Source organism: Paenibacillus sp. FSL H7-0442, assembly GCF_038593105.1.
GTDB classification, from domain to species: Bacteria; Bacillota; Bacilli; order Paenibacillales; family Paenibacillaceae; genus Paenibacillus; species Paenibacillus polymyxa_D.
This window is the reverse complement of record NZ_CP151963.1, coordinates 2,288,349-2,311,839: the sequence shown is the minus strand read 5'-3', so window position 1 is coordinate 2,311,839 and position 23,491 is coordinate 2,288,349. Positions and strand designations below refer to the sequence as shown.

Below are 23,491 nucleotides of genomic sequence, written 5' to 3'. Positions count from 1 at the left end.
AAGATATTGAACCTATTTACACTGTAAAAAAATAATCTCGTTCTACCTTGCTCACTCTTAAACCAAATGTTTTATACCACTCGGATTTCCCTTTTTCCTGCGCTACCTTGTGCAGCTCGTTATGTTTCCAATTTTTTATAGCGTCTAGAGACTCCCAATAGGAAACTGTGATGCCTACTCCATTGTGATCACGAACACTTTCCACACCTAGAAAACCAGGCTGCTCGGCAGCCAGTTCCACCATTTTGTCTCCCATCACTCCGTATCCGCCATCTCCTTCCGTACGTTCAGAAGTAAAGATAGCCGCATAATAGGGTGGCCGAGGAGTTTTAGCAATTGAGTTCATATGTTCCTCCTAAAACAAAAATATATAACCTTTCTTTCATTTGATTATAATCATAAATATTAAATAAAAAAAATGAATATATCTGATATGATACATGAATATATTTCATTAAAAAAATAGGAGTGAACAGGAATTTGTTTAAATATAAGATTTTTCTTTGCGTAGTTGAAATGGGAAGTTTCACAAAGGCCGGGGAAGTTTTAAATCTTACACAATCGGCAATCAGCCATGCGATCTCTGGATTGGAACATGAATTAGGGTTGACTCTTCTGATCCGAGGTCGTTCAGGCATCAGATTGACCAATAACGGAGAAAGATTGATGAAGCAATTTAGAGAGATCGTACAAATGGACGAAAAGCTCTACCAAGAGGTAGCTCTAATTAAAGGATTGGAAATCGGAACCGTAAAGATCGGCACATTTTCAAGCGTCTCTATTCATTGGCTGCCCCGTATTCTAAAAAAATTCAATGAGCAGTTTCCTCTTATTGAAATAAAACTGCTCGATGGGAACTACCATGAAATTGAGAGCTGGATAATCAGTGGGGAGGCTGATTTCGGCTTTGTGAACCTCCCCACGCTAGACACATTAGAGGCGTTGCCCTTAAAAGAAGAAAGCATGCTTTGTCTACTTCCTTCCGATCATATTCTGGGAAAGCAAGCCTCCATTCGAGTAGAACAGCTCAGAGATGAGCCTTTTATTATGCCTGTTGCAGGCTGTGACACCGATGTAAGGAATATTTTTTCACAGCATAATATGTCACCTAAAATCAAATATGAATTAGAAGATGACCATGCGATTATGGCTATGGTGCAGAATGGACTAGGCGTGAGTATTCTTCCTGAAATGATCCCGTCTCACATTCCTTACGACATCTCTATTCGTCCATTGGATGAGAGGCATTCCCGTACTATCGGTATCGCTACCGCTTCCTTAAAAAATGTTTCTCCAGCAGCTAAAAAATGTATGGACTTTATTAATGAATGGATCAACTAGCTTCATCATGTCGGCCAAGGAAGCGGATTTTCAAAACTGGACCAGTCCATATCCATTTCATTATCGTTCAGCAGACATTCATCTAGCTCTTCTTCCAAGTCCGGTCGATTCATTCCGATACCGATCATGACGATTTCGTTCATGCGATCGCCCCATTGTTCATCCCATTGGTCCAGAGCCTCAGGGTCAGCTGCAACGATCTCCTGCCGTTCTTCTTCGGATAATGCAGCAAGCCAGCTTCCCGCAGGGCCAAATTGAATAGATGGTCCTGCCTGACTAATACTCGCTGCCCAATCCTGCGGGGTTGCAATCCAGGCCAAACCTTTGGCGCGAACGATCTCCTCCGGCCAATAGTTCATAAATTCAGCCAATCTTGCAGGATGAAATGGTCTTCTACGACGATATACAAAGGAATTTATCCCATATTCGTCCGTTTCCGGTGTATGGCTTTCAAGCTCCAGCTCCCGAATCCATCCAGCGGATTGACTAGCCTTGTCAAAATTGAACAGCCCTGTATTCAAAATGTCCGAAGGAGCGACCTTTCCCTTGGAAGTACGAATGATTCGGGCTTCAGGCTGTAATCTCCGCAGCACACCCTCCAGCTTATCCAGCTCAGCAGACTGAACCAGATCGCACTTATTCAGAATCAATACATCACAGGTTTCAATCTGGTCTATGAGCAAGTCCGAGATATCACGCGTGTCGTCTTCACCAGTAGCCTGCCTGCGATCCAGTAACGTTTCTCCTGATTCAAAATCATGCCAGAAACGGTTCGCATCGACTACGGTCACCATGCAATCCAGTTTTGCCAGCGATGCCAAATCAATGCCAGTTCCTTCATCGGCGTACGTAAAGGTTTGAGCGATTGGCACAGGTTCACTGATGCCTGTAGATTCGATTAAAATATAATCAAACTCGCCTTGTTCCGTCAGTTTCTTGACCTCCACCAATAAATCTTCACGCAATGTACAGCAAATACAACCATTAGACAACTGGACCAGTTTTTCTTCTGTTCTGGACAAGCCGCCCTCTTTTTTAACCAGCTCAGCATCTATATTCACTTCACTCATGTCATTGACGATGACTGCCACTTTCATTCCGTCCCGATTGTTTAATACATGATTCAAAATCGTTGTTTTTCCTGCACCCAAATATCCGCTCAACACTGTTACTGGTATTGCTTTCTTATTCATCGCTGGTACGCTCCCTTGAATATCGGCTTTTCATTTTCATTTTCATTTTTTAAATCGTAATAATTACTATTAACACCAACTTTCAGTAATATACAGCATCCCTTTTGCCTTGTCAACCGTAAAAAAACTCTTGAAATGAATGACCTAAGTTATTATTAATATGAGAAATAACGATATTTAAAGAGTTTTATTTTTTAAAGCTATAGATCAGGTTCGTGGAAATATGCAAAAACTGGCGACCGTAGAAGCAACACAATCTCTGGAAGTTCTTTTTGCATTAATGGGAGAATTAATCTTTTTGTTTTAGCGCATATATATTTTTTCCATGGTCGTTCAAATGTGGATCAGGCACCAGAAAAAAGCAGCAGATCAAAGAGAGGCTCCTGATCTGCTGCTTTTTGCCGATGATTTCTAACAAAGAATGATGCTTTATGACGAGTACAAAGTATTATTACCAAGCGTAGGCTTCTGGCGCAGGTTTTCCTGGACCTGGAAAAATCTCATTCAGCTTGGCAAGCACTTCCTCGCTCAATTTGACCTCAGGTACCCGTAGAGCATCCTCTAACTGTTCTAAGGTCCGTGGTCCGATAATTGGAGCCGTTACAGCCGGATGGGAAAGTACCCAAGCCAGTGCAATCACGTCTTCCTTTTCACCCAGCTCGCGGGACAATGCTGCAAATTGCTCCAGCTTCATACGATTCTGCTCCACCTTTTCCTTGGCGCGTGCGCTGCGGGAACCTGTACCAGCTAACGCATTCCGTCCCAGCAGTCCGCCCGCCAACGGGCTCCATGGGATCACACCCAGCCCCAGCTCCTGAGCTGCCGGTAATACTTCAAGCTCGGCGGAACGTTCGTTCAAGTTGTACAAATGCTGCTCGGATACAAGCCCCAAAAAACGCCGTGCCTTCGCTTCGGCCTGCGCCACCGCAATGTGCCAGCCCGCAAAATTACTGGAACCGATATAACCAACTTGTCCCCGATCCACCACGGACTCGAATACGCCCCACAGCTCATCCCATGACACGTTTCGGTCAATGTGATGCATTTGGTATAGCTCTACATGGTCGGTCTGCAGACGTTTCAGAGACGCATCCAAATGGCGGCGAATTTTGTAAGCAGACAAGCCTGATCCTGCATTGGGTCCGTCATGTTCATTTTTCATATCTCCGTATACCTTCGTTGCCAACACGACCTTCTCGCGTCTTCCGCCGCCCTGCTGGAACCAACGTCCGATAATTTCCTCTGTCCAACCTTTACGGTCATGGCCATATACATTAGCCGTATCAAAAAAGTTAATGCCCGCATCCAGTGCGGCATCCATAATTTTAAACGCATCCTTTTCTTCGGTTTCTGGTCCGAAATTCATCGTCCCCAGACATAACCGACTCACCTTTAAGCCTGACTTTCCTAAGTATGAATACTCCATACTACCTCCCGCCTTTGCTTAAGGATTTTAAAATTCCGCAAAATTACATGCCAAAAAAGACCATACTCCGTTTATTCACCAGAACAAACCGCATTGAAACACCCCCAAATGCAATTTAAAGTTTGGAGAGCGCATGCAAAAAGGCCTCCGCACCATGCCGAAGCATAACATGCGGAGGCCACCTCCCCGTACTACCCGCCGAATATTAAAAGAAGGTGACTTTACGGCGGATGCCAGCAGAGCGGAGGATTTGAATCTGGAGAAGCGGCGCGTTCGCCTTTGCCACGGGATTCTTACCTTTTCATGTCTATCTAATCCAAAGAATCCCGTGGCAACAGCGATCGTAAGATCAAATCCTTCGCGGAGCGCGTTTATCCACCGTAACTCACTCTCTATTTAACAATCAAGGAATTAATTTCGTTTCTTTCGCTCGCTCAGCCATTTTTTTCGTATGCTTGCTGAGCGGCTTCTTCAACACCAATCCAAACAGGAAGCAAACACCGATAAATACAAACAGCATCACCACATCCCGTATCACCGTTGAAGCCAACATCCCTCCTACTGTCTCTCGTAACAGACTAACCGCATAGGTAAATGGTACAAATGGATTCAGCGCCTGAAAGAATGGTGTACTCGTCGCAATCGGAAACGTCCCTCCTGAACTGGAGAATTGAAGCACCAGCAGGATGACCGCCAGTCCCTTGCCGATATTGCCGAACACAGAAACTAGTGTATAGGTCATCGCCGTAAACACCAGACTGATCAGCATAGAGGATAGTACAAAGGCTACTTTGGCATCCACATACGCCCCGAGCAGGAACAAGTCACCGAGAGATACGCTCAGCGCCTGAAAAATACCAATTGTGGAGAATGTCATCAGCCGTCCGAAATACACTTGGTAGCTTTTAAATTGTCCTTCCGGGTCATCCACATCTACCCTGAACATTGATACCAGTAGCATCGCACCTACCCAAATCGACAATGTAGTGTAAAAAGGTGACATCGCAGAACCATAGTTAGGGATTGGATATATCCGTTCCTGCTTCAATGATACCGGACTGCCGAGAAACTCACTTTCCTTTTTCACATCCCCCTTGAGCAATGCAATAGCGCGTCCGAGTGCATTTTCGCCCTTAAGCTTGCGAATGGTGTCTGCAGCCTGACGTATGGAATCCTCGGCAGCTGGAAGATCGGTCCTTACAAAATTGGCCACTTGGTGCACCGCTTTTTCCGCTTCAGGAAATTTATTTTCAATTAAGTCAGCCATTTTGACAAACTGTTGTTCCGCTTTGGGCAAATCATTACGCACAAAATCTGCCGCCTGATGAATTTTACTTTTAACCGTCGGCAAATCGTTATTTACGAAGTCTGCTGCTTTGTTCACAGCATTCGTAAACTCGCCCATACGTCCCTGAATCATTGTCGCCGCTTCATGCAGTTTCTGACGGTATTGTGGCAGATCCTGCTGGAGACGTGTTAGCTCTTGCTGGCCGAATTCTGCTGCAGCCTGTGCGTCATTTAATAGCTTTTCAATATTCGGTAGCTGCTCTTGAGCTGTAGTCAGCACATTGGCAGAATTGCGGGCTACGGATTTGATCTGATCTAGCGCCTTTTGAATGGCGGGTGCATACTCCGTATCATAATTGCCCAAAATGTTGTCAATTCCGCTACTGATTTCTCCAGCAAGGCGATCAGTGTCATCCAGCAGATTTTGCGCAGGCTTTTCACCGCGCTGGATGGCATTCCCGATACTAGTTACTGTGCTATTCAGACGGCGGAAACGATCCTCCACCCCGCCCACACGGGAAATAAGTGAATCCAGAGGTTGACTTGGCAAGTATCCGTTCACACGGTTCAGCAATTGAGAAATATGATCCAGCACCCCCACGGCAGTTGTCAGCCTACCGCTGACACGATTCACCGCAGCTTGTGCTGCTTTAGGATCAAAATCCACACCACGAATGATGTCTGTAATCTGAGAAACCTCATTCGCAATTTGTTGTACCAGTTGTAAATCTTCTTTAACTACTGTACCTATCGAATCAAGCGCACCCTCATTTTTGTCCAGAAATTCAAGTAAACCGGTTGTAAAGTCCTTGCCTGTGTCCGCTATCTGCTGTACTTCTGGCAGTGCCCTCTGGGCAGCATTAATAACTTTAAGAGCCGTTTGCGTATCCTCCAGGGCGGTGGTCAGTGCGCTTTCTACCTTGCTAAAATTTTGATCCAGTTCAACAATTCGATCACCAGCCTTTTGAATATCAGGTAGTCTTTTTTGGATATCTAAAATAACAGCGGCTACCTTGTCCAGCTCAGGCATGTTTTTGTCAATTTTGAGCACCAGGTCACCGGCGCGGTTAATTTCAGGAATTTTCTCCTTCAATGCGATAATCTTTTGTCCCTGCGCCTTAATTTTCGGCAAATTTCGCTCCAGCTCCAAGGCCTGTTTGCCCAACCTATCGATATCCGGTAGTCGATTATTTAGCTCCAACACCCGGTTTTCAATGTTACGAATTGTCGGGAGTTCCTCCTCCAACTTTACTCCAGCTTCCTTCAACTTCGTCAATACCGCCTGGCTGGCAGTTTCAATAAAGTTTTGGCTAATCTGGTTCGTCAGAGAGGTTGCCCCCGAAGATGTAATTTTCGGAGCTACTGCATTAATTTTTTCATTTACGGCGTAATCAATTTCCGGCTTTTGCGGATTTTCCGTCAGCACACTCGTAATTTTCTCTGAAAAGTCTTTTGGGATCAGCAGGCTGGCATAATAATCACCATCCAACACACCTTTCCGTGCTTCCGCTTCATTGACAAAAGTCCAACCCAGCTTCTTGTTATTTTGAAGGTTATGCAAAACCTCATCGCCGATATTAATCTTCTTACCATTTACTTCTGCACCCTGATCTTGGCTGGTTACTGCAATTTTAATTCCAGATGTATTCGCATACGGATCCCACATCGCTTTCAAATTCACCCATGCATAGACGGAAGGCAAAAGAATGATGCCAATGACTAATAAAGTCCCGGTCGATACTTTGAATACATTTCTCCAGTCTGTTAAGTAGATTTGCCATATCTTCCGCAACTTCATCACTCCTTGTATGTACATTAACCTGTCGTCCATTGTTGTATGCACACGTATTGTAAACGATTCGAGCGAATGAAGCCAATCCTGTTACAATATATGCCAAAAGCGTATGGGTCTTATAGAGATCATAGGCTTTTTCTTGCCCCAACTCAAAGAAGCCCTTCAGACCTAATAAATAGGCTCGAAGAGCTTCTTTCTTATACATAGTTATCCATTCTTCAGCAGTCTGGCCGCCGAAAATGCTGCGCCATGACGCAACTTCCGCTTCTCCAACCGTTTGTGCAGCGAACGATTATACAGAACCTGAATGACAAAATACGAGATAATGCCCAGCACCACACCGAAAATCGACATGCCGATCAGGATGTGCAAGCCTCCGTGCAACAAGTCTCTGAATACAGACCAGTTGCCGTGAAACAGCTCCATAAAAGAATGCTCGTGAAGTCGTCCGCCCCTGACATGTACCGGATAATGAGATGGATAAATCCAAGCCCCCACTTGCTTGGCGAATGGCATTAGTACAATTGGCAAAAAGGTCAGCTTACCTACAACGTTACCCACAATGGCCGCAGGCAGCGAGCCGCCAGACAGACGAACAATCGGATAAAAAACAAGGTATACCAGAGAAGCCGTGGAAATCACAATCATCTCCAGCGCAAAGCCAATGGCGAAGCCCAAGGAGATCTTTTTGACTCCTCCAGGGGCGCGCAACAGCTTGATGAAATTCAGCCGAATCGCACGCCCTATATTTTGAAACATATTATAGTTCTTCTTCGATTTATGAGGTTTGAGCCTTTTCGGATTGAACTTTATCAATAGGAGGACTCCTTCAACAGTACAATTCAAGTTCAGGAATGAGTATTTACAGCTCCCATCCTTACTTATGTCTATACTGTCATTATAACCCTCAGCGTTCGAAAAGCAATGCTATTCCGCCTGTTTCGCCGTTTTAGGACAGAATTCGCTTGTAGACATCGTTCTGGAGAGGTACAATGTCCCAAATCTCAGCCGCGTATTGCTGAATCGTACAATCACTAGAAAATTTACCGGAGTGTGCCATATTGACAATAGCACGCCGAGCCCACTCCGAGGGATTCCGATACACCTGTTCAATATGAACCTGCGTATCCACATAGGCTGCGAAGTCCTTGAGCACAAAGTATTCATCATTATGATCAATCAGGGATTGATAAATGGCCTCAAATTCCCGTTCATGCCGCGTAAAAGGAGCATCGTTCACGAGTTGATCCAGCACTTCACGCAGTCTTTCGTCACTGTTGGCTGTTTTGCGCGCCGAATACTGGCCGTTCCGGTAATATGCCTCGATCTGATCCACCTTCAATCCAAAAATGAACATGTTGGCATCGCCTACCATTTCATGCATTTCAACATTGGCTCCGTCCAATGTACCTATTGTGAGCGCACCGTTCATCATAAATTTCATATTGCCTGTGCCTGAAGCTTCTTTGCCTGCCGTGGAAATCTGCTCACTGACATCCGCCGCAGGAATAATCAGCTCCGCCAGTGAGACCGAATAATTTTCAAGGAAAACGACTTTCAGCTTGTCCTTGACTTCCACATCTCGATTGATCGTGTCCGCCACGTTATTAATGAGCTTGATCGTCTGTTTGGCGAGAAAATAACCGGGGGCGGCTTTGGCTCCAAAAATAAATGTGCGTGGCGTCACATCCAGGCCCGGATTACTTTTAAGCTGGCTGTATAGATGCATCACATGCAAAATATTGAGCAGCTGTCGCTTATAACCATGCAACCGTTTGACCTGTACATCAAAAATGGAGGACGTATCCAATCGCACGCCCTGTTTTGCAAAAACATGCTCAGCAAGCCTGACTTTATTATTTCGCTTAATCGCCTGTATCCGTTCTTTGAACGTCTCGTCCCCACTGTAACGAAGCAGGTCGATGAGCTCCCTTGGACGGGTCCTCCAGCGTGTGCCGATCGTCTCATCGTACAAGCTTGCCAGCTCCGGGTTGGCGTGCATCAGCCAGCGGCGATGGGCAATCCCGTTTGTTTTATTGTTAAAACGGTCAGGGTACAGCTCGTGAAACGACTTCATCTCTCGTTCCTTTAATATTTGCGTATGCAGCGCAGCCACCCCATTAACGCTGTAGCTGCCGACGATTGCCAAGTGGGCCATACGGATTTGTTCACCGTGAATAATCGCCATTTCACCAATTTTGATGTCCTGGCCTGGGTAACGCTCCAGTAGCATAGCGCAATAACGTTTGTTAATTTCTTCAATGATTAAAGAAATACGAGGAAGCAGCTCCCGTACCATATTAACAGGCCATTGTTCCAACGCCTCACTTAATATCGTATGATTCGTATATGAAACGGTTCGCGTCGTAATATCCCATGCTTCGTCCCAGCCCAAGCCCTTCACGTCCATCAGAATACGCATCAGTTCCGGAATAACTAGGGTCGGATGTGTATCGTTAATGTGCAGTGCTATTTTATCGGGCAAATGGCTATAAGGTAAACGAAGCTTCTCAAACGTACGCAAAATACTTTGTAATCCGGCCGAGCACAGGAAATACTGCTGCTTCAAGCGAAGCAGCTTTCCCTCATAATTGGAGTCGTCCGGATATAGAAATGCGGAGATAGATTCCACCGATCGATTGTAGTCGAGAAAGCGGTAATAACCGCCCTCGCCTCGAATCGGTCCTCGAACGGGATCAAGCGCTGATTCCGCACTCCAAATCCGCAGCGTATTCACCTGTGTATGACCATAGCCTACCAGCGGAATATCGTAAGGGACAGCCCAGACCGTTTCAGCATCCTTTGTCTCGAATACAAGATGTCCCTCCTGTTCATGGGTTTCCACTCTTCCCCAAAAATGAACCTCGACCTTTTTATCAGGACGACGTTCCTCCCAGACATTCCCTTTCTGTAGCCAGTAATCCGGCAGTTCAACCTGATTGCCGTCCACAATACGCTGTTCAAACAGACCATATTTATACCGGATGCCGCAGCCATGTCCTGCATAGCCAAGGGATGCCAGCGAGTCCATGAAGCAAGCCGCCAGACGGCCGAGACCCCCATTGCCTAGCCCCGCGTCCGCCTCCTGTTCTTCAATTTCCTCCAGATCCCAGCCCAGTTCACCCAATGCCTGCCGAACCATATCCAGTACGCCCAAATTCAGCAGATTACTGCCCAGTAGACGACCTATCAAAAATTCCAGGGAAAAATAATAAATCTGCTTCTCTTGTCCTTCTTTATAGGCTTGGTTCGTTTCTGCCCAATTCTTGCCGACTTGTTCACGAATCATGCCACCCAAAACCTTATATACGTCTTCCGACTGAGCCTCCTGCATCGGTTTGCCCAGCCTTCCGACCAGTTGCTCTCGAAAAGCCTGCTTAAATGCTTCTTTATTGCTGAACAAAGTTGTACCTCCTGTTATTTCCGTTTTAATGGCTAAGTATATCCTTTAAATTACGCTATTCTTGGCAATGACATAGGGAACTCTAATGTCTCCAATCAGAGTTCGATCTGGTGAAAGCTGTACATCTTTATCTAAAACCACATTCTCCACAACTGCCCCTTTACGGATGACACATTTTTGCATAATAATCGAGTTGCTTACCCGCGCGCCCTCCTCCACCCGCACTCCACGGAAAAGAATACTATTCTCGACCTTGCCTCCAATGGTGCAGCCATTGGCAACAAGTGAATGATCCACCTCGGCGCTGTGCGTATAGCGGGTCGGGGCTTCATACTTGATTTTGGTGTGTACCGGCTGATTCTGAAACAGGGCTTGATACTGCTGCTGATCCAACAGCTTCATGCTATTTTTATAGTAGCTCTCAATAGAATTAATAACCGCATGATAACCTTCATAACGATACGCATAAATACGCAGTCCACTTGGGTTTTTCTGGATGGCATCACGAAAGAAATGATTATCCTGATGGGCAATGCAATGCTTCACCTGATCCAGATACAAGTCTTTGTCCATCACAAACATTTCCAAATAAATGTTATGATGATCCTGCTCCTGATGAATACCCGTCACTCGTCCGTTCTCATCAATCTCCAGTCGTGCACAAGGATCATGCTCAGATTCTAGCTGGTCTATGGGTTTATATACAAGGGTAACATCTGCATTTTTCTCCTGATGATAACGGTATACATCCTCGATATCCACCTTATTGACATGCTGAGTTCCTGCGTGAATAATGGTTTGCCCCGATGAGCGATGAAAAAAATCCAGATTGTTGTGCACATGCTGCAAATCTCCACGCGATGCATCCGTCGGATCATTCCAGTCCGGTGGCAAAATAAACAACCCGCCCCGTCTGCGGTCTAAATCCCAAGGCCGACCTTCGCCCAGATGATCCAGCAGCGAACGGTATTTGCGGCGGATAAACAGTGCAATATCATGCACCCCTGCATGCATCATATTGGATAAGGTAAAATCAATGAGCCGATATCGACTAGCAAAGGGGACTGCGGCCCCGCACCGGAAATAGGTCAACTCCTTCAACTGATCCAGTTCGTGATCCAGGTTGATAACTCCAATGAGTCGACTCATAGCAGACACCGTCCTTATCCGGGTTAAATTCGTGCATGAAGCTGGCTTTCCTGATCGAACAAAATAATCTCATCAGAACTATCTTCAGGTCCAATAAACGCGTTGTCTTCAATAACGATGTTCTCATTCACGATAGCCCGGTGAATACGTACATTGCGCCCAATTTTTACGTTCGGCATGATGACAGAATCGGTAATGACGCTCCCTTCACCTACTTCGACCCCATAAAATAGTACAGAATGCCTTACTTCTCCATCCACCATGCAACCTTCATTTACAATGCTGTTTTTGAGGATCGCCCGTTGGGTTATATACTGGGCCGGTTGATTGGGGCTGCGAGTATAGATGCGCCAGAAAGGATCGTTCAGATCCAAAGGCGGATCCTGAACCAGAAGATCCATGTTGGACTCCCACAAGCTCTGAATGGTACCTACATCCTTCCAGTACCCAGCAAACGGGTACGCATACAGCGACCGGCCATGCTGAAGCAACAATGGAATGATATCCTTGCCAAAATCATGTGAGGATTCAGAATCGCTTGCGCTTTCCAGTAAATAGCGACGCAACACCTCCCATTTGAACAAATAAATACCCATGGAGGCCAATGTACTTTTCGGCTGTTCAGGCTTCTCCTCAAAGTCATATATTTTCAGATCATCGTCAGCGTTCAGGATTCCAAATCGTTTAGCTTCCTGAATCGTGACATTGATAACAGAAATGGTGCAGTCTGCTTCCTTCTCCTTGTGATAGTGGAGCATTCGACTGTAGTCCATTTTATAAATGTGATCCCCTGACAGAATGAGTACATGCTCCGGGTCATACTGATCCAAGAAATGCAGGTTTCGATAAATTGCATCCGCCGTGCCCCTGTACCAGTTGTTTCCATCTTCTTTCTCGTGCGGAGGTAAAACGAACACTCCTCCATCCAGACGATCCAAATCCCAGTCGCTGCCTACGCCGATATAGGAATGAAGCACCAACGGCTCGTATTGGGTCAATACGCCTACGGTGTCTATACCAGAATGAGTGCAATTGCTGAGAGGGAAATCAATAATGCGGTAAGTTCCCCCAAAAAATACTGCCGGTTTGGCTAGTGTACGGGTAAGTCCTTTGAGTCTTTTGCCTTGTCCGCCGGCGAGCAGCATGGCAACCACTTCCTTCTTTCTCATAACAAAGACCTCCCTGTCATGTGCGTCTGAAGCCATTGTGGCGGGATATTTGATAATATCCATTAAACATGAAAAGACAGTCGTAATCGTTTCATTGGCGAAGGAACGGGTAAGATGTGATGGAGAAGGGTAAATCATAGTTATGCGGAACGAGTGCAAGGAATCACTAAATCGTAAAATCCCGTTCATCTTTTCACATTTTGGATGCTTTTAAGCATTTGGGTATGACAACATGATCATAAGGAGGCGTACTTTATGAAGAATAAGAAATGGGTGGTAGCAGCATTGGGAATGGGTGTGACGTATCTGATGAAAAATAAAGGGGCACGCGATAAGGTATTGAATAAGGTACAGACTATTGTCAATCGTGCGAAAACCTCTGCAAAATCGTAAAATGTTAAAGCTAGAAAAAAGCGAGCCTCTCTGAATCATGGTTCAGGGAGGCTTTTCTCTGCGTCTACAAACAAATTATTGTTCGAGGCTGTATCCGTAGACGGTCAGGCATTCTCCTTATGTTCTTCTACTTCCATGATATGTTCAACGGTAAAGGTTCGATGCGTCCATTCGGAAGAACGGTAAGCCTCTAGGAGACCGAAGGTACGAATTTTCTCCTTGTCCACCTTTTTAAAGGTATGAGTAATCCCTACCTTGCCCTTGAAAGGAAAAAAGGAGAGACCTACAGTCTGATCCGATAGCCACTCGGCCCAAACTCGCCCGCTTTCATGACGAACAGCCGGGAAGCTCAAACCTTCAGCAAACCATTCATATTCTACTGTAGGCGTACCCGGCTCTCGACTGCACAAAAACAGACTCAATTCGTCGCAAAACAACATTCTCCGTACATCCGTCCGCACTTGATGGTCGAAGGTTACGCCACATGCCAGCTCCTGTTTGAGCCTCAGACGACGCTGTTCCTCCGCTTCCTGATAAGCATGCGTAATCTGCTTGTCCTGAGCATTTTGATGCTCGGTCCGCCCGACTAGCTCCTTGTACATCAAGCTACACAGCAACGCAGCATACGTGTTTCCTTGTTCGACTTCATCAATCCCAAGACGATAGAAAACAAAACGTGGACTGAGTGGAAAATCAATAAATGTATAAGGTGCTGACATATGATCATTCCAGAAAGGAGCAGCGTCTAACTGTATCCAACCCCGATCATGCTCCCTTGCTGCATATACAAAATCCTGCTTATGACGTCTATTCTTGAAGGCACTCTCTTCCCATTGTAAAGCCAACTCACCTGAAATATGGGCATGGTCATGCTGCGTCGTCATGATATAAGCTTGGTCCGTTTCATAAATAACCATATGCTCTCCCCTTCCGTTCGGCGATTCGTGTGATTGTGTACAAACTCTCTGATTGAAGGTCATGGTTATGCATACGTTTATTATATCAGGATAAGGGTAAAAAGGCAGTGGAGTTTTCCCCCTCTTTATATCTAATTACCCCTTTGATTCTGCACTCGAAACTGCTGCGGGCTCATCCCCTCCAGCTCACGAAACACTTTGTTAAAGTGCTTTGCATTGTCAAAGCCCACGTTAGCCGCAATTTCATAGATCCTGCCCCCTTGACACTCCAGCAGCTTTTTGGCTTCTGTAATGCGCAGCCTTTTTACATATTGAACAAAGCTGAGGCCTGTATAAGCTTTGAACGCCTGACTAAAATACGTATAATTCAAGGATACTGAGTTGGATACTACTGCCATATTCAAATCCTCGCTGTAATGAGCGTGGATATATTGGATAGCACGTGTCATACTACCACTTCTATCGACGTTGGCACTCGCGCCAGCTAGTCTATCTTTCTCTACGCCGACAACACTATCGTATGTGAGGGGGTTCCTCTCCTTCAATTCCTCATTCAAAACTGCCAGCGCACCGAACAGTTCCTCCCTTACGATCGGCTTGAGTAAATACTCCCGTGCCCCACAGCGAATCGCTTCGCGCGCATACTGAAACTCGTCATATCCACTGAGAATGATCACCAACGGCCTGCGTTCCGGCTCCAGCTCACGAATATGCTGCATCAGCATAATGCCATCCATAATAGGCATACGGATATCCGTTATCACCAACTCGGGCAAAAACTGCTTCACATGCTGCCAGGCTTCCCTTCCGTCCTTGACCAGTACACATTCATAGAGACCGGAAAATTCCCGTTCGATCATAGCTTGAAGTCCCATTCGAATATTTTTCTCGTCATCCGCAATCAACAGCTTGGTCGTCATGGTCCGTCCCCCTCATCATGTAACGTCTAGGCAAAATCAGGGTCACTGTCGTCGATTGTCCGTGGATGCTGTCCAGTCTTATGCCATACTCTGCGCCATACTGCATACTTAAACGGCGATGCACATTATACAAACCGATTCCCCCATTCATCCCGGGCTCGAGGGAATCCATATCCGTTCGCGCTAGACCAGCCATGATGGCGTTTCTTCTTTCTTCAGAGATCCCCACTCCGTTATCCTGTATACGCAATTCTATGATATCCTGCTTAGAGCAGGCTTCAATCGTGATGCTGAATGGGCTTTGCAATGTACTCCACCCGTGCTTGATAGCATTTTCGACTACAGGCTGCAGCGACATTTTCAGCATCTCCAGTTCCATAAACGCCGACGATAGATGAATTTCCAATCCAATTTGGTTATCGTGGCGAATGTTCATGATGGCCACGTAATGCTGGATATGTCGGATTTCATCCCGCAACGTAACACACGACCCGGACCATTGGAGATTATAACGCATCATCGAGCCAAGGGAGGTAAGGGCATCCGACAGCGGGTACTGCCGTTCTATCTCCGCCATCATTTTTAAATTTTCCAATGTATTATAGAGAAAGTGGGAATCAATCTGATGCTTGAGCGCTAGCAGTTCAGCTTCTTGAGCAGTGGCCTGCTTGTGTACTGCCTCGGCAATGAGCCCGTTAATTCGACTCAGCAGACTGCGAAAATATAAAGCCAGCTCAGCCACTTCTCCCCGTCCATATACTGGAATCTTAAGCTGAAAGTCACCCTCCTGCTCTACTTTTTTCATGGATTCACGCAGGGTATGTAGCTGCTTGAGAATGAAGGCATGCAAGGTATAGGAAATGACGGACATAAACAAAATCAGCATACTAATAATGAGCAGCATAGCATTGCGTTTCTGACGGAGATCACCCAGCGGACCGTCCAGCGCCACCACATTTAGCAGGTAGGCGTCCAACCCTTCTATATAACGATACAAACCAAGATAAGGCTTATTCCCATAGGTAAAGTCAAAAACACCACCCTGTCCCTGAACGCGGGACTGTAACAGATGGTGCACATGGGACAGAGGGATCGGAATGGGATCAGGTTGAAAGGAAGCTGTAGCTATATCGGTAGAAGACACTAATTTTCCACCGTTTGAGATGGAATCCCCGCCGTTCAGAATGAACATTTGCCATGCGCGATTACGTTGCGGGATTCCAAATACCCTAGGTGAAAATAGCTCCAGCCTCATATTTGTTTCTACCAACCCCGCGTGTCTTCCTCCAGTAGACTGAATTTCACGCAGCAGTGCCATATACTGCACTGTCTCACTTTCCTGGCGGGATTGTCCCCCAAGTAAGCTTTTCGGCCCCTTGTACATATCCCACCATATTTTCCCTTGTCGGAGTTGAGCCGCTTTCAGCCAGGAAGCCTTAGGCAATCGTGATTCTTTGAAAATCATCGGCCATATTTCATGCGTCTGGGGATTATTGGTATACAGTCGAATGTTCTCTACATTGGGATTACTGTACAGCAAGTGCTGTAAATTTGGAAACACATTCAAGTTGAATTGGACTAGCTCATCGCTGCTTATTTCACGTTCCTCGGTTAGATAATGAAGCACGTTGCGATCTGAGACCGCAAGCTGTGCGGTTCGCTCCATAATTTCCATATTGCTATGAATATGGGCCAGCTCTGTATCCAACACATACTGATTTTGTACGGTAATGTCTTTCATTGTATTCTCGTACAGTTGGTGAAAGGTATATAGCGAGAACAATACCACCGGGATTAAAATGACGCCGATATACGCGACAATGAGCTTAACTTGAAGGGAACAACCGCCAAGCCGATCGGTCGTTCCCGTCATCCACTGCCATATCGTGCGGCGCAGCAGGCTCTTCATCTGTGAACGTGCACGGCCTGGCATGTAATCACATCCTTAGGGGTTCAATAGATTAAGTTATTGAATTAAATCATTTGGTGAACTGTTCAATTTTCTTAAGGTTTTCCTCATAGGCTTTTTGCTGATAAGCCAATACCTTGTCATAGCCTGCTTTTCTGCGGTCTTCCAAAAAGCGGGCAAACAGCCGATCGAACTCCTCATCCGAGGAAGCCAGCAACAGTTTCGGTAATGCCTTGCCCCAAATTTTGTCTATCTGGCCTGACGCAATGCCTTCTGCCGAGGTTCCGGTCGGTTTGATATTCTCATATTGAGAGAAACTGTGGGTCTTGCCTTTCGTCCAATCTTCAGGCTGCTTATACGGCTCGACACTGGGCGGCGCCCACTGCAAATTCATATTTGTATCCATCAGCATCCAGAAAGTGAAGGAGGCGCCATACTTTTTGTCAAATGCAGACCGATCCTTGTTCAGCAGCTCCAGTACCTCCGGCTTGAAGGCTGGCTTACCGTTAACTGTGTCCCACAGCTTTCCCTGCTCCCCTAGATACAGATCACGATTCCCTTCCTCGCTAATCAGATAAGTCAGAAATTCAATAGCCCGCTCCTTGTCTTTGACATCCTTCGAAATAAGCGTCACCGTCCACCCGGAAATGCCCGGCCCGGCCAGCGTCGGCGGGTCCAGCTTACTGTTGGAAGGTCCATCCACCGCAATGTAGACGGAGTTGGGATCTTTCGCATGCAACGTCACCTGTTGTGTAGCAAAATCAGAGCGCTGATATAGCATGGCAAAATACCGTCCCTGTGCCACCTTCTCCTCCATTTGCGGACGTTTGTCGATAAATACGTCCTTGGCGATCAGACCCTGCTCATTGGCTTGACGGAATGTTTTGAGCCAGCGAATGTACTCTTCGTCCGATCGACGGTCGTACAGCTTTCCGTCCTTCTCATGTGGAACGGCTAAAAAATTAAGTAAATAGTCTTCAAAAGAATAATTTCCGTTATCCGTAAATTCGTGGAACCCTATCGGGATCAGCGGTTGACCGTTTATCTCCGGGAATTTCTCCTTTGCTTTTTGAAGCGCTTTCAGGAATCCCTCTGGTGTTCTCATATCCGGCTTGCCAATCGCCTCGTACATATCCTTCCGAACCATAAACGTTTGATTGGAGACAAAATTTTGGCCGTATTTTTGGTAATCCTGTGGTGAAGAGGACGCGTTAGGATACCCATATACATTCCCGTCCGTTTGACGATACCATGACATTTTAGCTGGGTCTGCCACTTTAATCAGATATGGATCATATTTCTCAGCCAACTTGTTAAGTGGGAGCACCATCTTGCCCTCGATCATTTTTTTGATCGCATCTTCCCCCCAACTGAGCGTGACAAAATCAGGCAGTTTGCCCGAGGCGAGCATGGTATTCAGTTTTTCATTTTCATTCCCTGCGGGTACGATAAAATTAACGCTGACCCCAGTCTTTTGCGTCACATACTTCGAGGTCATATCCGTTCCCCACTTGTTCGGGAACCAGGAAAAATTCAAATACCAGTCAAACGTAATCGGCTCTGTATCCGCCTTCCAGCCTGGCGTATCTGCCGAAGCCTTAGTTTTCTCGTCCTTCAATTCCGTGACAGCGCCACTTCCACCGGACGTACACCCCGCGAGCGGTCCTATCAGCAGCACGACGGCCAACAGCCCTTTCTGCCATTTGCGAATGTTCATCATAAATCTCCCCCTTGGATGATGTGCTAACCCTTGATCGATCCGATCATCAGACCCTTGACGAAATACTTCTGCAGAAAAGGATATACCAGTACAATGGGCAGTGTCGTCACGACCATCGTCGCCAGCTTGATCGATTGCGAAGTGACGGACTGGGCAACGCCCCCCGGTGCAGCAGCCATCATTTGATTAGAGCTGGATTGGGCAACAACCCGGTACAAATACGTCTGAATCGGCTGAAGATCCGTATTATTAATATAGATCATTCCGGTAAAATAATCGTTCCACTGGTATACCCCATGAAACAACGCAATCGTCGCTACTACCGGCATGGATACAGGGAGCACGATTCGGCAGAAGATACCGAAATCATTCGCACCGTCTATTTTCGCCGCCTCTTCCAGTGCATCCGGCAGTTCTCGGAAAAAAGCCATAAAAATAATAAGATCAAAAAAGCTGAACATCGCAGGAATGATGTACACCCAAAAGCTGTCCAGCAGTCCGAGATCACGAATCAGCAAATACGTTGGAATCAATCCCCCACCGAAAAACAGGGTAATGGTACCAATCAGCATATACAGCTTGCGCCCGATCAGCTCCTTACGGGAATATGCATATGCAATCATAGCGGTAAAAAACACATGAACAATCGTGCCGATAAGCGTCTTGGCAATAGTCACTCCCATCGCAGTCATAATACCGTTGTTAGCAAATACGGCCTGATAGCTGCCCAGACTGAAGACTCTCGGCCACCAGTAAATGCCACCCCGCATAGCGTCTGCTCCTTCGTTAAAGGAGTTCACCAGCACATACCACACGGGATACAATGTCACAAAACAAATGATCAGCATGAAGACGTTGTTCATGAAATCGAATATCGCTTCGCCTGCTGTTCTACGTTGCAATAGCTGCATGCACCCGTCCTCCTTCAAAATAGGGATGTATTATTCACCCGTTTGGTCACCGAATTGGCAATTAGCAGCAAAATGAGAGCAAGAACCGATTTCAGCAAACCCACCGCGGTAGAATACGAGAAACGGCCCTGCTGAATGCCCACCTGATATACATAAATATCAACTACATTACTTGCACTTTCATTCAGCGAGTTACGCAGGACGAGAATTTGATCGAAGTTGGAGTTCAATATGCCGCTGACCGCCAAAATAAACAAAATGGATATGGTCCCCTTGATAGCGGGAAGTGTGACGTACCACATTTTCTGAAACCGTCCGGCCCCGTCAATGGTGGCCGCTTCGTACATGTCCGTAGATACCCCCGCCATGGCTGCCAAATAGATAATAGCTGACCATCCAAGCTCTTTCCAGATATCCGAGCTAACGACGATAGCCCAAAAATAGCTCGGCTCTGCCAAATAACTGATCGGCTGGTCAATCCACCCCCAGGCTAGCAACAGTTGATTGATCATCCCGGTATCTGCCAGCCACGTCGTTAAGATCCCGCCAAGAATGACCCAAGATAAAAAGTGCGGAAGGTACGAAATGGTCTGAATAGATTTTTTGAACCGTGTAGACCGAATCTCATTCAGAAACAGAGCAAATACAATAGGTAACGGAAACCCGATCGCCAGCTTGAGCAGGCTAATGCCCAGTGTGTTTTTGACAATGTACCAAAAGTTATCATCCTCCAAAAAGGCCCGAAAATGCTCTAACCCTGCCCAAGGTGCGCTTGATATGGTTCCAATGATGTCAAAATGTTTGAACGCAATTAAAATACCGTACATCGGAATGTAATGGAAAATAATCATCCATACCACCCCAAGCAGCGCCATAGTCTGCAAATGTCTTTGTTGAACCCATTTGCGCGCTAGTGATGCTCCTCTTCCCGATCGAACCGGCGGCTGTGGCTGCGGATTTTTCCCTCCTGTACTCATACGAAGACCTCCTTTCTTTGTAATGTAAGCACTTACATTTATTATTTTAAAGGCTTCTGCTTCGTATGAGTAGTACTGGATTTTTTGATTTTGGTATCTAAAGTTCAGGTGGGAATCTGACTATAGGCGAGAATTTTCTTCCATACTTTGGATTTTTACATCTATTAATTTACGAAAAAGACTATCAGATGGTACGATAAGACTATATGTGATTCCAATCATTACCTATATACCTAGATCAGGAGGATTAAGAATGGAAGAATTGGTTCGTTCGATTCAGAAACAGGTTCGAATTAAAAAGTTTGCTTGCTGGGCGGGGCTCATCATGTTTGGTCTGTGTACTTTAGTTGGCATTGCAGCTCAGGAATGGCTTATGACGCTCCTGTCACTCGGGATGACAGTCTTATCAATCTATGGGTTAACCATGATGCGTGGTATGACGAAGTTTACTAAAGAGTATCAACCGGGAAAGGGCTACGGTTATTATCGCCGTACGGTACAACAAAAGCTGCGCTATCTAACTTGGGGACAGTGGTTAGTAGGCGGCCTTATTGTCCTGATGTTCTTTATATTTAACGTCCGACTTAGTGCTTTTCTCATTGCTATCTTGGGTATCCTGACTATTCAGTTCAGTATCAAAAAACGAATTAAAAATCATCAGGAACCCGATGTCACTGAGCTGGAGGAGTTTGTACGGATGGGGATTGTTTCTCCGCATGAGCAGACTATTGGTGTATATAAAGATTTTCTACACCTGAGTCATACATTTCGGGGTAACCAAATTGTTATCGTTACAGACAAACGCCTGATTTCTGTATTTGTGGAGGAACAGGGGCGTGCGGTGAAGACGGAAATGTTACTCTCGGGTATAAACAAAATACGCGCCATCGGTACGGGTTTTCAAGGTCAAGGTATATTGCTGTCCGTAAGCAACCGTGACCATAACGAGCTTCACATTCATATGGTCGGAAAAAGCATTTTCTTTTCTCCAGAGCAATTTATAGGTTCCTTGCTACGGGCACTGGATGCAGCGTTAAAAAGCAGATCATACAGTACGGAAGAACCATTCCCGGTTTACCAACAGACAAGGATTTCATTGCATCCATCAGAACAGGGTTTACTACATAAACCTACGACAGCTTAAATATTGTTGGGACATGTACCGCGTTATATATACGGTATGATCGGTCTTCATCATACGCCAAATAGCAAGTAAGCCCTGACCTTAATGAGCTTACTTGCTATTGGGTGTACTTCCACATCATATTTTCCAATCAACTACCTACCTGTTAAAACAACTAATTTTCTACTGTACTTCTGCCTTCTTAATGATTGGCTCCATGATAAAACACCGTGATGAGATCATGACTTGTAACAAACACTAGCAAACTAAACAGACTGAGCGACAGAGGGCGTGAAATCAATTTTTTCATCCTTTAACACTCCTTTTAAAATAGTTATATATTGGTCTTGCTGTGTTGCTGTAGCTTGGGATCTGAAAATTTCAAATACAGCGGTACATTTCCTAAACTCATGTTCATGTTCCATACCCAGGGTATCGGACAGCATGAGAGATTGCAGGATATAGCCCAACGCAACCGTAAACTGTTGTTGCTTGATATAGTAAAGAGCCAGTTGATAGCAGAAGCGAAAATAATAAGATACATTCACAGGCTCTTCAAAATATTTAAAACCTTCAATTTGTTCGGCAAATGATTCCAGCACAGCCTCTAAAGAATAGTCGTATCTCGACGCTCCCTCAACGATGGAAAGAAGCCCCGGTAACAGCTCTTCCGGATTGTTACGAAGAAATTGGATATATTCCTGCAACACTTCGGCATGGCCTGACAAAATATCAAGGGCATACAAATTAGCTCTGGCAGCATAGCGGTAATATTCCACCTCTGCTTCCCCATATTGATCAAGACCATTAAACCAGCCCAATTCTGCATATTTTTCGATGCAATCGCGAGCGGCCTCATACTTGCCCTGTTTTTGGAAAGCCATGCCTTTCATGAGATGACTGTAGCCGTAGTAGTAGACTAGCGGCCGTTTGGTATGTATGGGTTGTATAGGTTTCTTGCGCGCTTTGTAGAGCTGCAATTCCTGATACTTTTGGTTGACATGGCTATACAGCCGGTCGCATAAAGCAATCATATTGGCACCGTCCGCAAATGAAAAAGACAGCTTAATCATGTTGACAAGTGTGTCTAGATCTGTGATGTCGGAGTGAACAAGATCATCCACTATTCCCGCCTCCTTGTCTGACTTTTTATATTCACCAAACAAAAGCAAGCTCTAAACCTTAACTAAAAATAACTTAATTACGTATTTATTACGTAATTAAGTTATACCATGAATTCAAACATATGACAAGTGCATTATGATAATATATTCCATTTTTAAAATACCAACGAAAGTAGATCGTTCACTTGTTCAATTCCATGTGAAGCAAAGGAAATGCCCTACCTGATCCATCCAGTGCAGAACGCGCCGTTTGTACAAAGCCGTAATGTCTGTAGAAAGCATACGCTTTCTCGTTCTGCTCATTCACGTCCACTTTTAGGTGTTTCCCTTTTATTTTTTCAGCATGCTGGATGAGTCGGCTGCCTATGCCCTGCCCATGGTGTTCAGGGTCCACAAACAGCATCTCTATTTTTAATCCGTCCAGCCCGATAAAACCTGTTGGTTCTTGACTTGTATTCCATTCCATCCAAACTTCAAGTTCTCTTAAAACACCATTGCGTACGATATGATGATAAAATTGAATGTCCTCTTCCGCCAAAAATGTGTGCGTCCGGCGTACAGCCCGCTGCCAAATATCAACGAGTTGATCATGATTTTCTTCCCGATAAGCAACAATTTCATTTTGCACGGTACTTCCCCCTTATTTAAATATCGATATTGCATGTTTTGCAGTAAGTCTAACATGCCTATTTAGAAGCATACAAACACAAAAAAGGAAGCGGAGTAATTCCGCC

The 23,491-nt window shown here is 45.6% G+C and carries 19 protein-coding genes and 1 pseudogene; 4 read left to right on the top strand and 16 right to left on the bottom strand.

All coding sequences use genetic code 11. The features are described from left to right. Positions 1 to 16: 16 nt before the first annotated feature. The gene (locus MHH57_RS10640) at positions 17 to 346 is read right to left on the bottom strand and encodes an antibiotic biosynthesis monooxygenase (RefSeq protein WP_013310063.1); all 330 of its coding nucleotides are present in this window, start codon (positions 344 to 346) and stop codon (positions 17 to 19) included. 134 nt (positions 347 to 480) lie between these two features. Here MHH57_RS10640 and MHH57_RS10635 point away from each other — a divergent pair, with 134 nt between their 5' ends. Continuing rightward, entirely contained in the window at positions 481 to 1,341 is an 861-nt protein-coding gene (locus MHH57_RS10635) for a LysR substrate-binding domain-containing protein (protein ID WP_341070766.1), read from the top strand. Between the two features lie 5 nt (positions 1,342 to 1,346). On the opposite strand, the gene MHH57_RS10630 is transcribed toward MHH57_RS10635, so the two are convergent. Next, a complete protein-coding gene (locus MHH57_RS10630; protein ID WP_029519104.1) occupies positions 1,347 to 2,534 on the bottom strand; it encodes a GTP-binding protein in 1,188 nt (395 codons plus the stop codon). A gap of 184 nt (positions 2,535 to 2,718) precedes the next feature. On the opposite strand from MHH57_RS10630, the pseudogene MHH57_RS10625 reads away from it, so the two are divergent. After that, positions 2,719 to 2,835: pseudogene (locus tag MHH57_RS10625) on the top strand (multidrug resistance efflux transporter family protein); the annotation flags it as partial. Positions 2,836 to 2,985: 150 nt separating this feature from the next. On the opposite strand, the gene MHH57_RS10620 reads toward MHH57_RS10625, so the two are convergent. The 6 genes from MHH57_RS10620 to MHH57_RS10595 all read right to left on the bottom strand — a co-directional run bounded on the left by MHH57_RS10620 (position 2,986) and on the right by MHH57_RS10595 (position 12,763). Then, on the bottom strand, positions 2,986 to 3,960 hold the full coding sequence (locus tag MHH57_RS10620) for an aldo/keto reductase (protein WP_029519103.1): 975 nt from the start codon (positions 3,958 to 3,960) through the stop codon (positions 2,986 to 2,988). A 403-nt stretch (positions 3,961 to 4,363) separates the two neighbouring features. Further along, the gene (locus MHH57_RS10615) at positions 4,364 to 7,039 is read right to left on the bottom strand and encodes a YhgE/Pip domain-containing protein (RefSeq protein ID WP_342435072.1); all 2,676 of its coding nucleotides are present in this window, start codon (positions 7,037 to 7,039) and stop codon (positions 4,364 to 4,366) included. Between the two features lie 210 nt (positions 7,040 to 7,249). Continuing rightward, positions 7,250 to 7,801, bottom strand: coding sequence for a DUF2062 domain-containing protein (locus MHH57_RS10610; protein WP_049817076.1), 552 nt, complete (start codon positions 7,799 to 7,801; stop codon positions 7,250 to 7,252). Between the two features lie 190 nt (positions 7,802 to 7,991). After that, positions 7,992 to 10,445: a glycogen/starch/alpha-glucan phosphorylase gene (locus tag MHH57_RS10605; protein ID WP_342435071.1), complete on the bottom strand. Its 2,454-nt coding sequence runs from the start codon at positions 10,443 to 10,445 to the stop codon at positions 7,992 to 7,994. A 45-nt stretch (positions 10,446 to 10,490) separates the two neighbouring features. Further along, entirely contained in the window at positions 10,491 to 11,594 is a 1,104-nt protein-coding gene (glgD, locus tag MHH57_RS10600; RefSeq protein ID WP_029519097.1) for a glucose-1-phosphate adenylyltransferase subunit GlgD, read from the bottom strand. Between the two features lie 23 nt (positions 11,595 to 11,617). Further along, positions 11,618 to 12,763, bottom strand: coding sequence for a glucose-1-phosphate adenylyltransferase (locus MHH57_RS10595; RefSeq protein WP_029519096.1), 1,146 nt, complete (start codon positions 12,761 to 12,763; stop codon positions 11,618 to 11,620). Positions 12,764 to 13,018: 255 nt separating this feature from the next. Between MHH57_RS10595 and MHH57_RS10590 the strand changes: the two genes are divergently transcribed. Then, entirely contained in the window at positions 13,019 to 13,156 is a 138-nt protein-coding gene (locus MHH57_RS10590; RefSeq protein ID WP_023988334.1) for a hypothetical protein, read from the top strand. A 104-nt stretch (positions 13,157 to 13,260) separates the two neighbouring features. Here the strand turns inward: MHH57_RS10590 and MHH57_RS10585 are convergent, their stop codons facing one another. From MHH57_RS10585 to MHH57_RS10560, 6 genes are all read right to left on the bottom strand, one after another. After that, complete coding sequence (locus MHH57_RS10585) at positions 13,261 to 14,073, bottom strand: DUF3891 family protein (RefSeq protein ID WP_069010222.1); 813 nt, start codon at positions 14,071 to 14,073, stop codon at positions 13,261 to 13,263. Between the two features lie 131 nt (positions 14,074 to 14,204). Then, positions 14,205 to 14,993: a response regulator gene (locus MHH57_RS10580; protein ID WP_341070763.1), complete on the bottom strand. Its 789-nt coding sequence runs from the start codon at positions 14,991 to 14,993 to the stop codon at positions 14,205 to 14,207. Then, a complete protein-coding gene (locus MHH57_RS10575; RefSeq protein ID WP_341070762.1) occupies positions 14,965 to 16,926 on the bottom strand; it encodes a sensor histidine kinase in 1,962 nt (653 codons plus the stop codon). The genes MHH57_RS10580 and MHH57_RS10575 overlap by 29 nt, the downstream gene beginning before the upstream one ends. Positions 16,927 to 16,972: 46 nt before the next feature. Continuing rightward, the gene (locus tag MHH57_RS10570) at positions 16,973 to 18,619 is read right to left on the bottom strand and encodes an extracellular solute-binding protein (protein WP_029519090.1); all 1,647 of its coding nucleotides are present in this window, start codon (positions 18,617 to 18,619) and stop codon (positions 16,973 to 16,975) included. A gap of 26 nt (positions 18,620 to 18,645) precedes the next feature. Beyond that, positions 18,646 to 19,533, bottom strand: coding sequence for a carbohydrate ABC transporter permease (locus MHH57_RS10565; RefSeq protein WP_029519089.1), 888 nt, complete (start codon positions 19,531 to 19,533; stop codon positions 18,646 to 18,648). 14 nt (positions 19,534 to 19,547) lie between these two features. Then, positions 19,548 to 20,510 (bottom strand): ABC transporter permease subunit, encoded by a 963-nt coding sequence (locus MHH57_RS10560; protein WP_029519088.1) that lies wholly within the window; start codon positions 20,508 to 20,510, stop codon positions 19,548 to 19,550. 253 nt (positions 20,511 to 20,763) lie between these two features. Here MHH57_RS10560 and MHH57_RS10555 point away from each other — a divergent pair, with 253 nt between their 5' ends. Continuing rightward, positions 20,764 to 21,654, top strand: coding sequence for a hypothetical protein (locus MHH57_RS10555; protein ID WP_029519087.1), 891 nt, complete (start codon positions 20,764 to 20,766; stop codon positions 21,652 to 21,654). Between the two features lie 245 nt (positions 21,655 to 21,899). On the opposite strand, the gene MHH57_RS10550 is transcribed toward MHH57_RS10555, so the two are convergent. Both MHH57_RS10550 and MHH57_RS10545 read right to left on the bottom strand, forming a co-directional pair. Beyond that, a complete protein-coding gene (locus MHH57_RS10550) occupies positions 21,900 to 22,757 on the bottom strand; it encodes a DNA-binding protein (RefSeq protein WP_165147354.1) in 858 nt (285 codons plus the stop codon). A 181-nt stretch (positions 22,758 to 22,938) separates the two neighbouring features. Further along, on the bottom strand, positions 22,939 to 23,385 hold the full coding sequence (locus MHH57_RS10545; RefSeq protein ID WP_029519084.1) for an acetyltransferase: 447 nt from the start codon (positions 23,383 to 23,385) through the stop codon (positions 22,939 to 22,941). Positions 23,386 to 23,491: the final 106 nt, after the last annotated feature.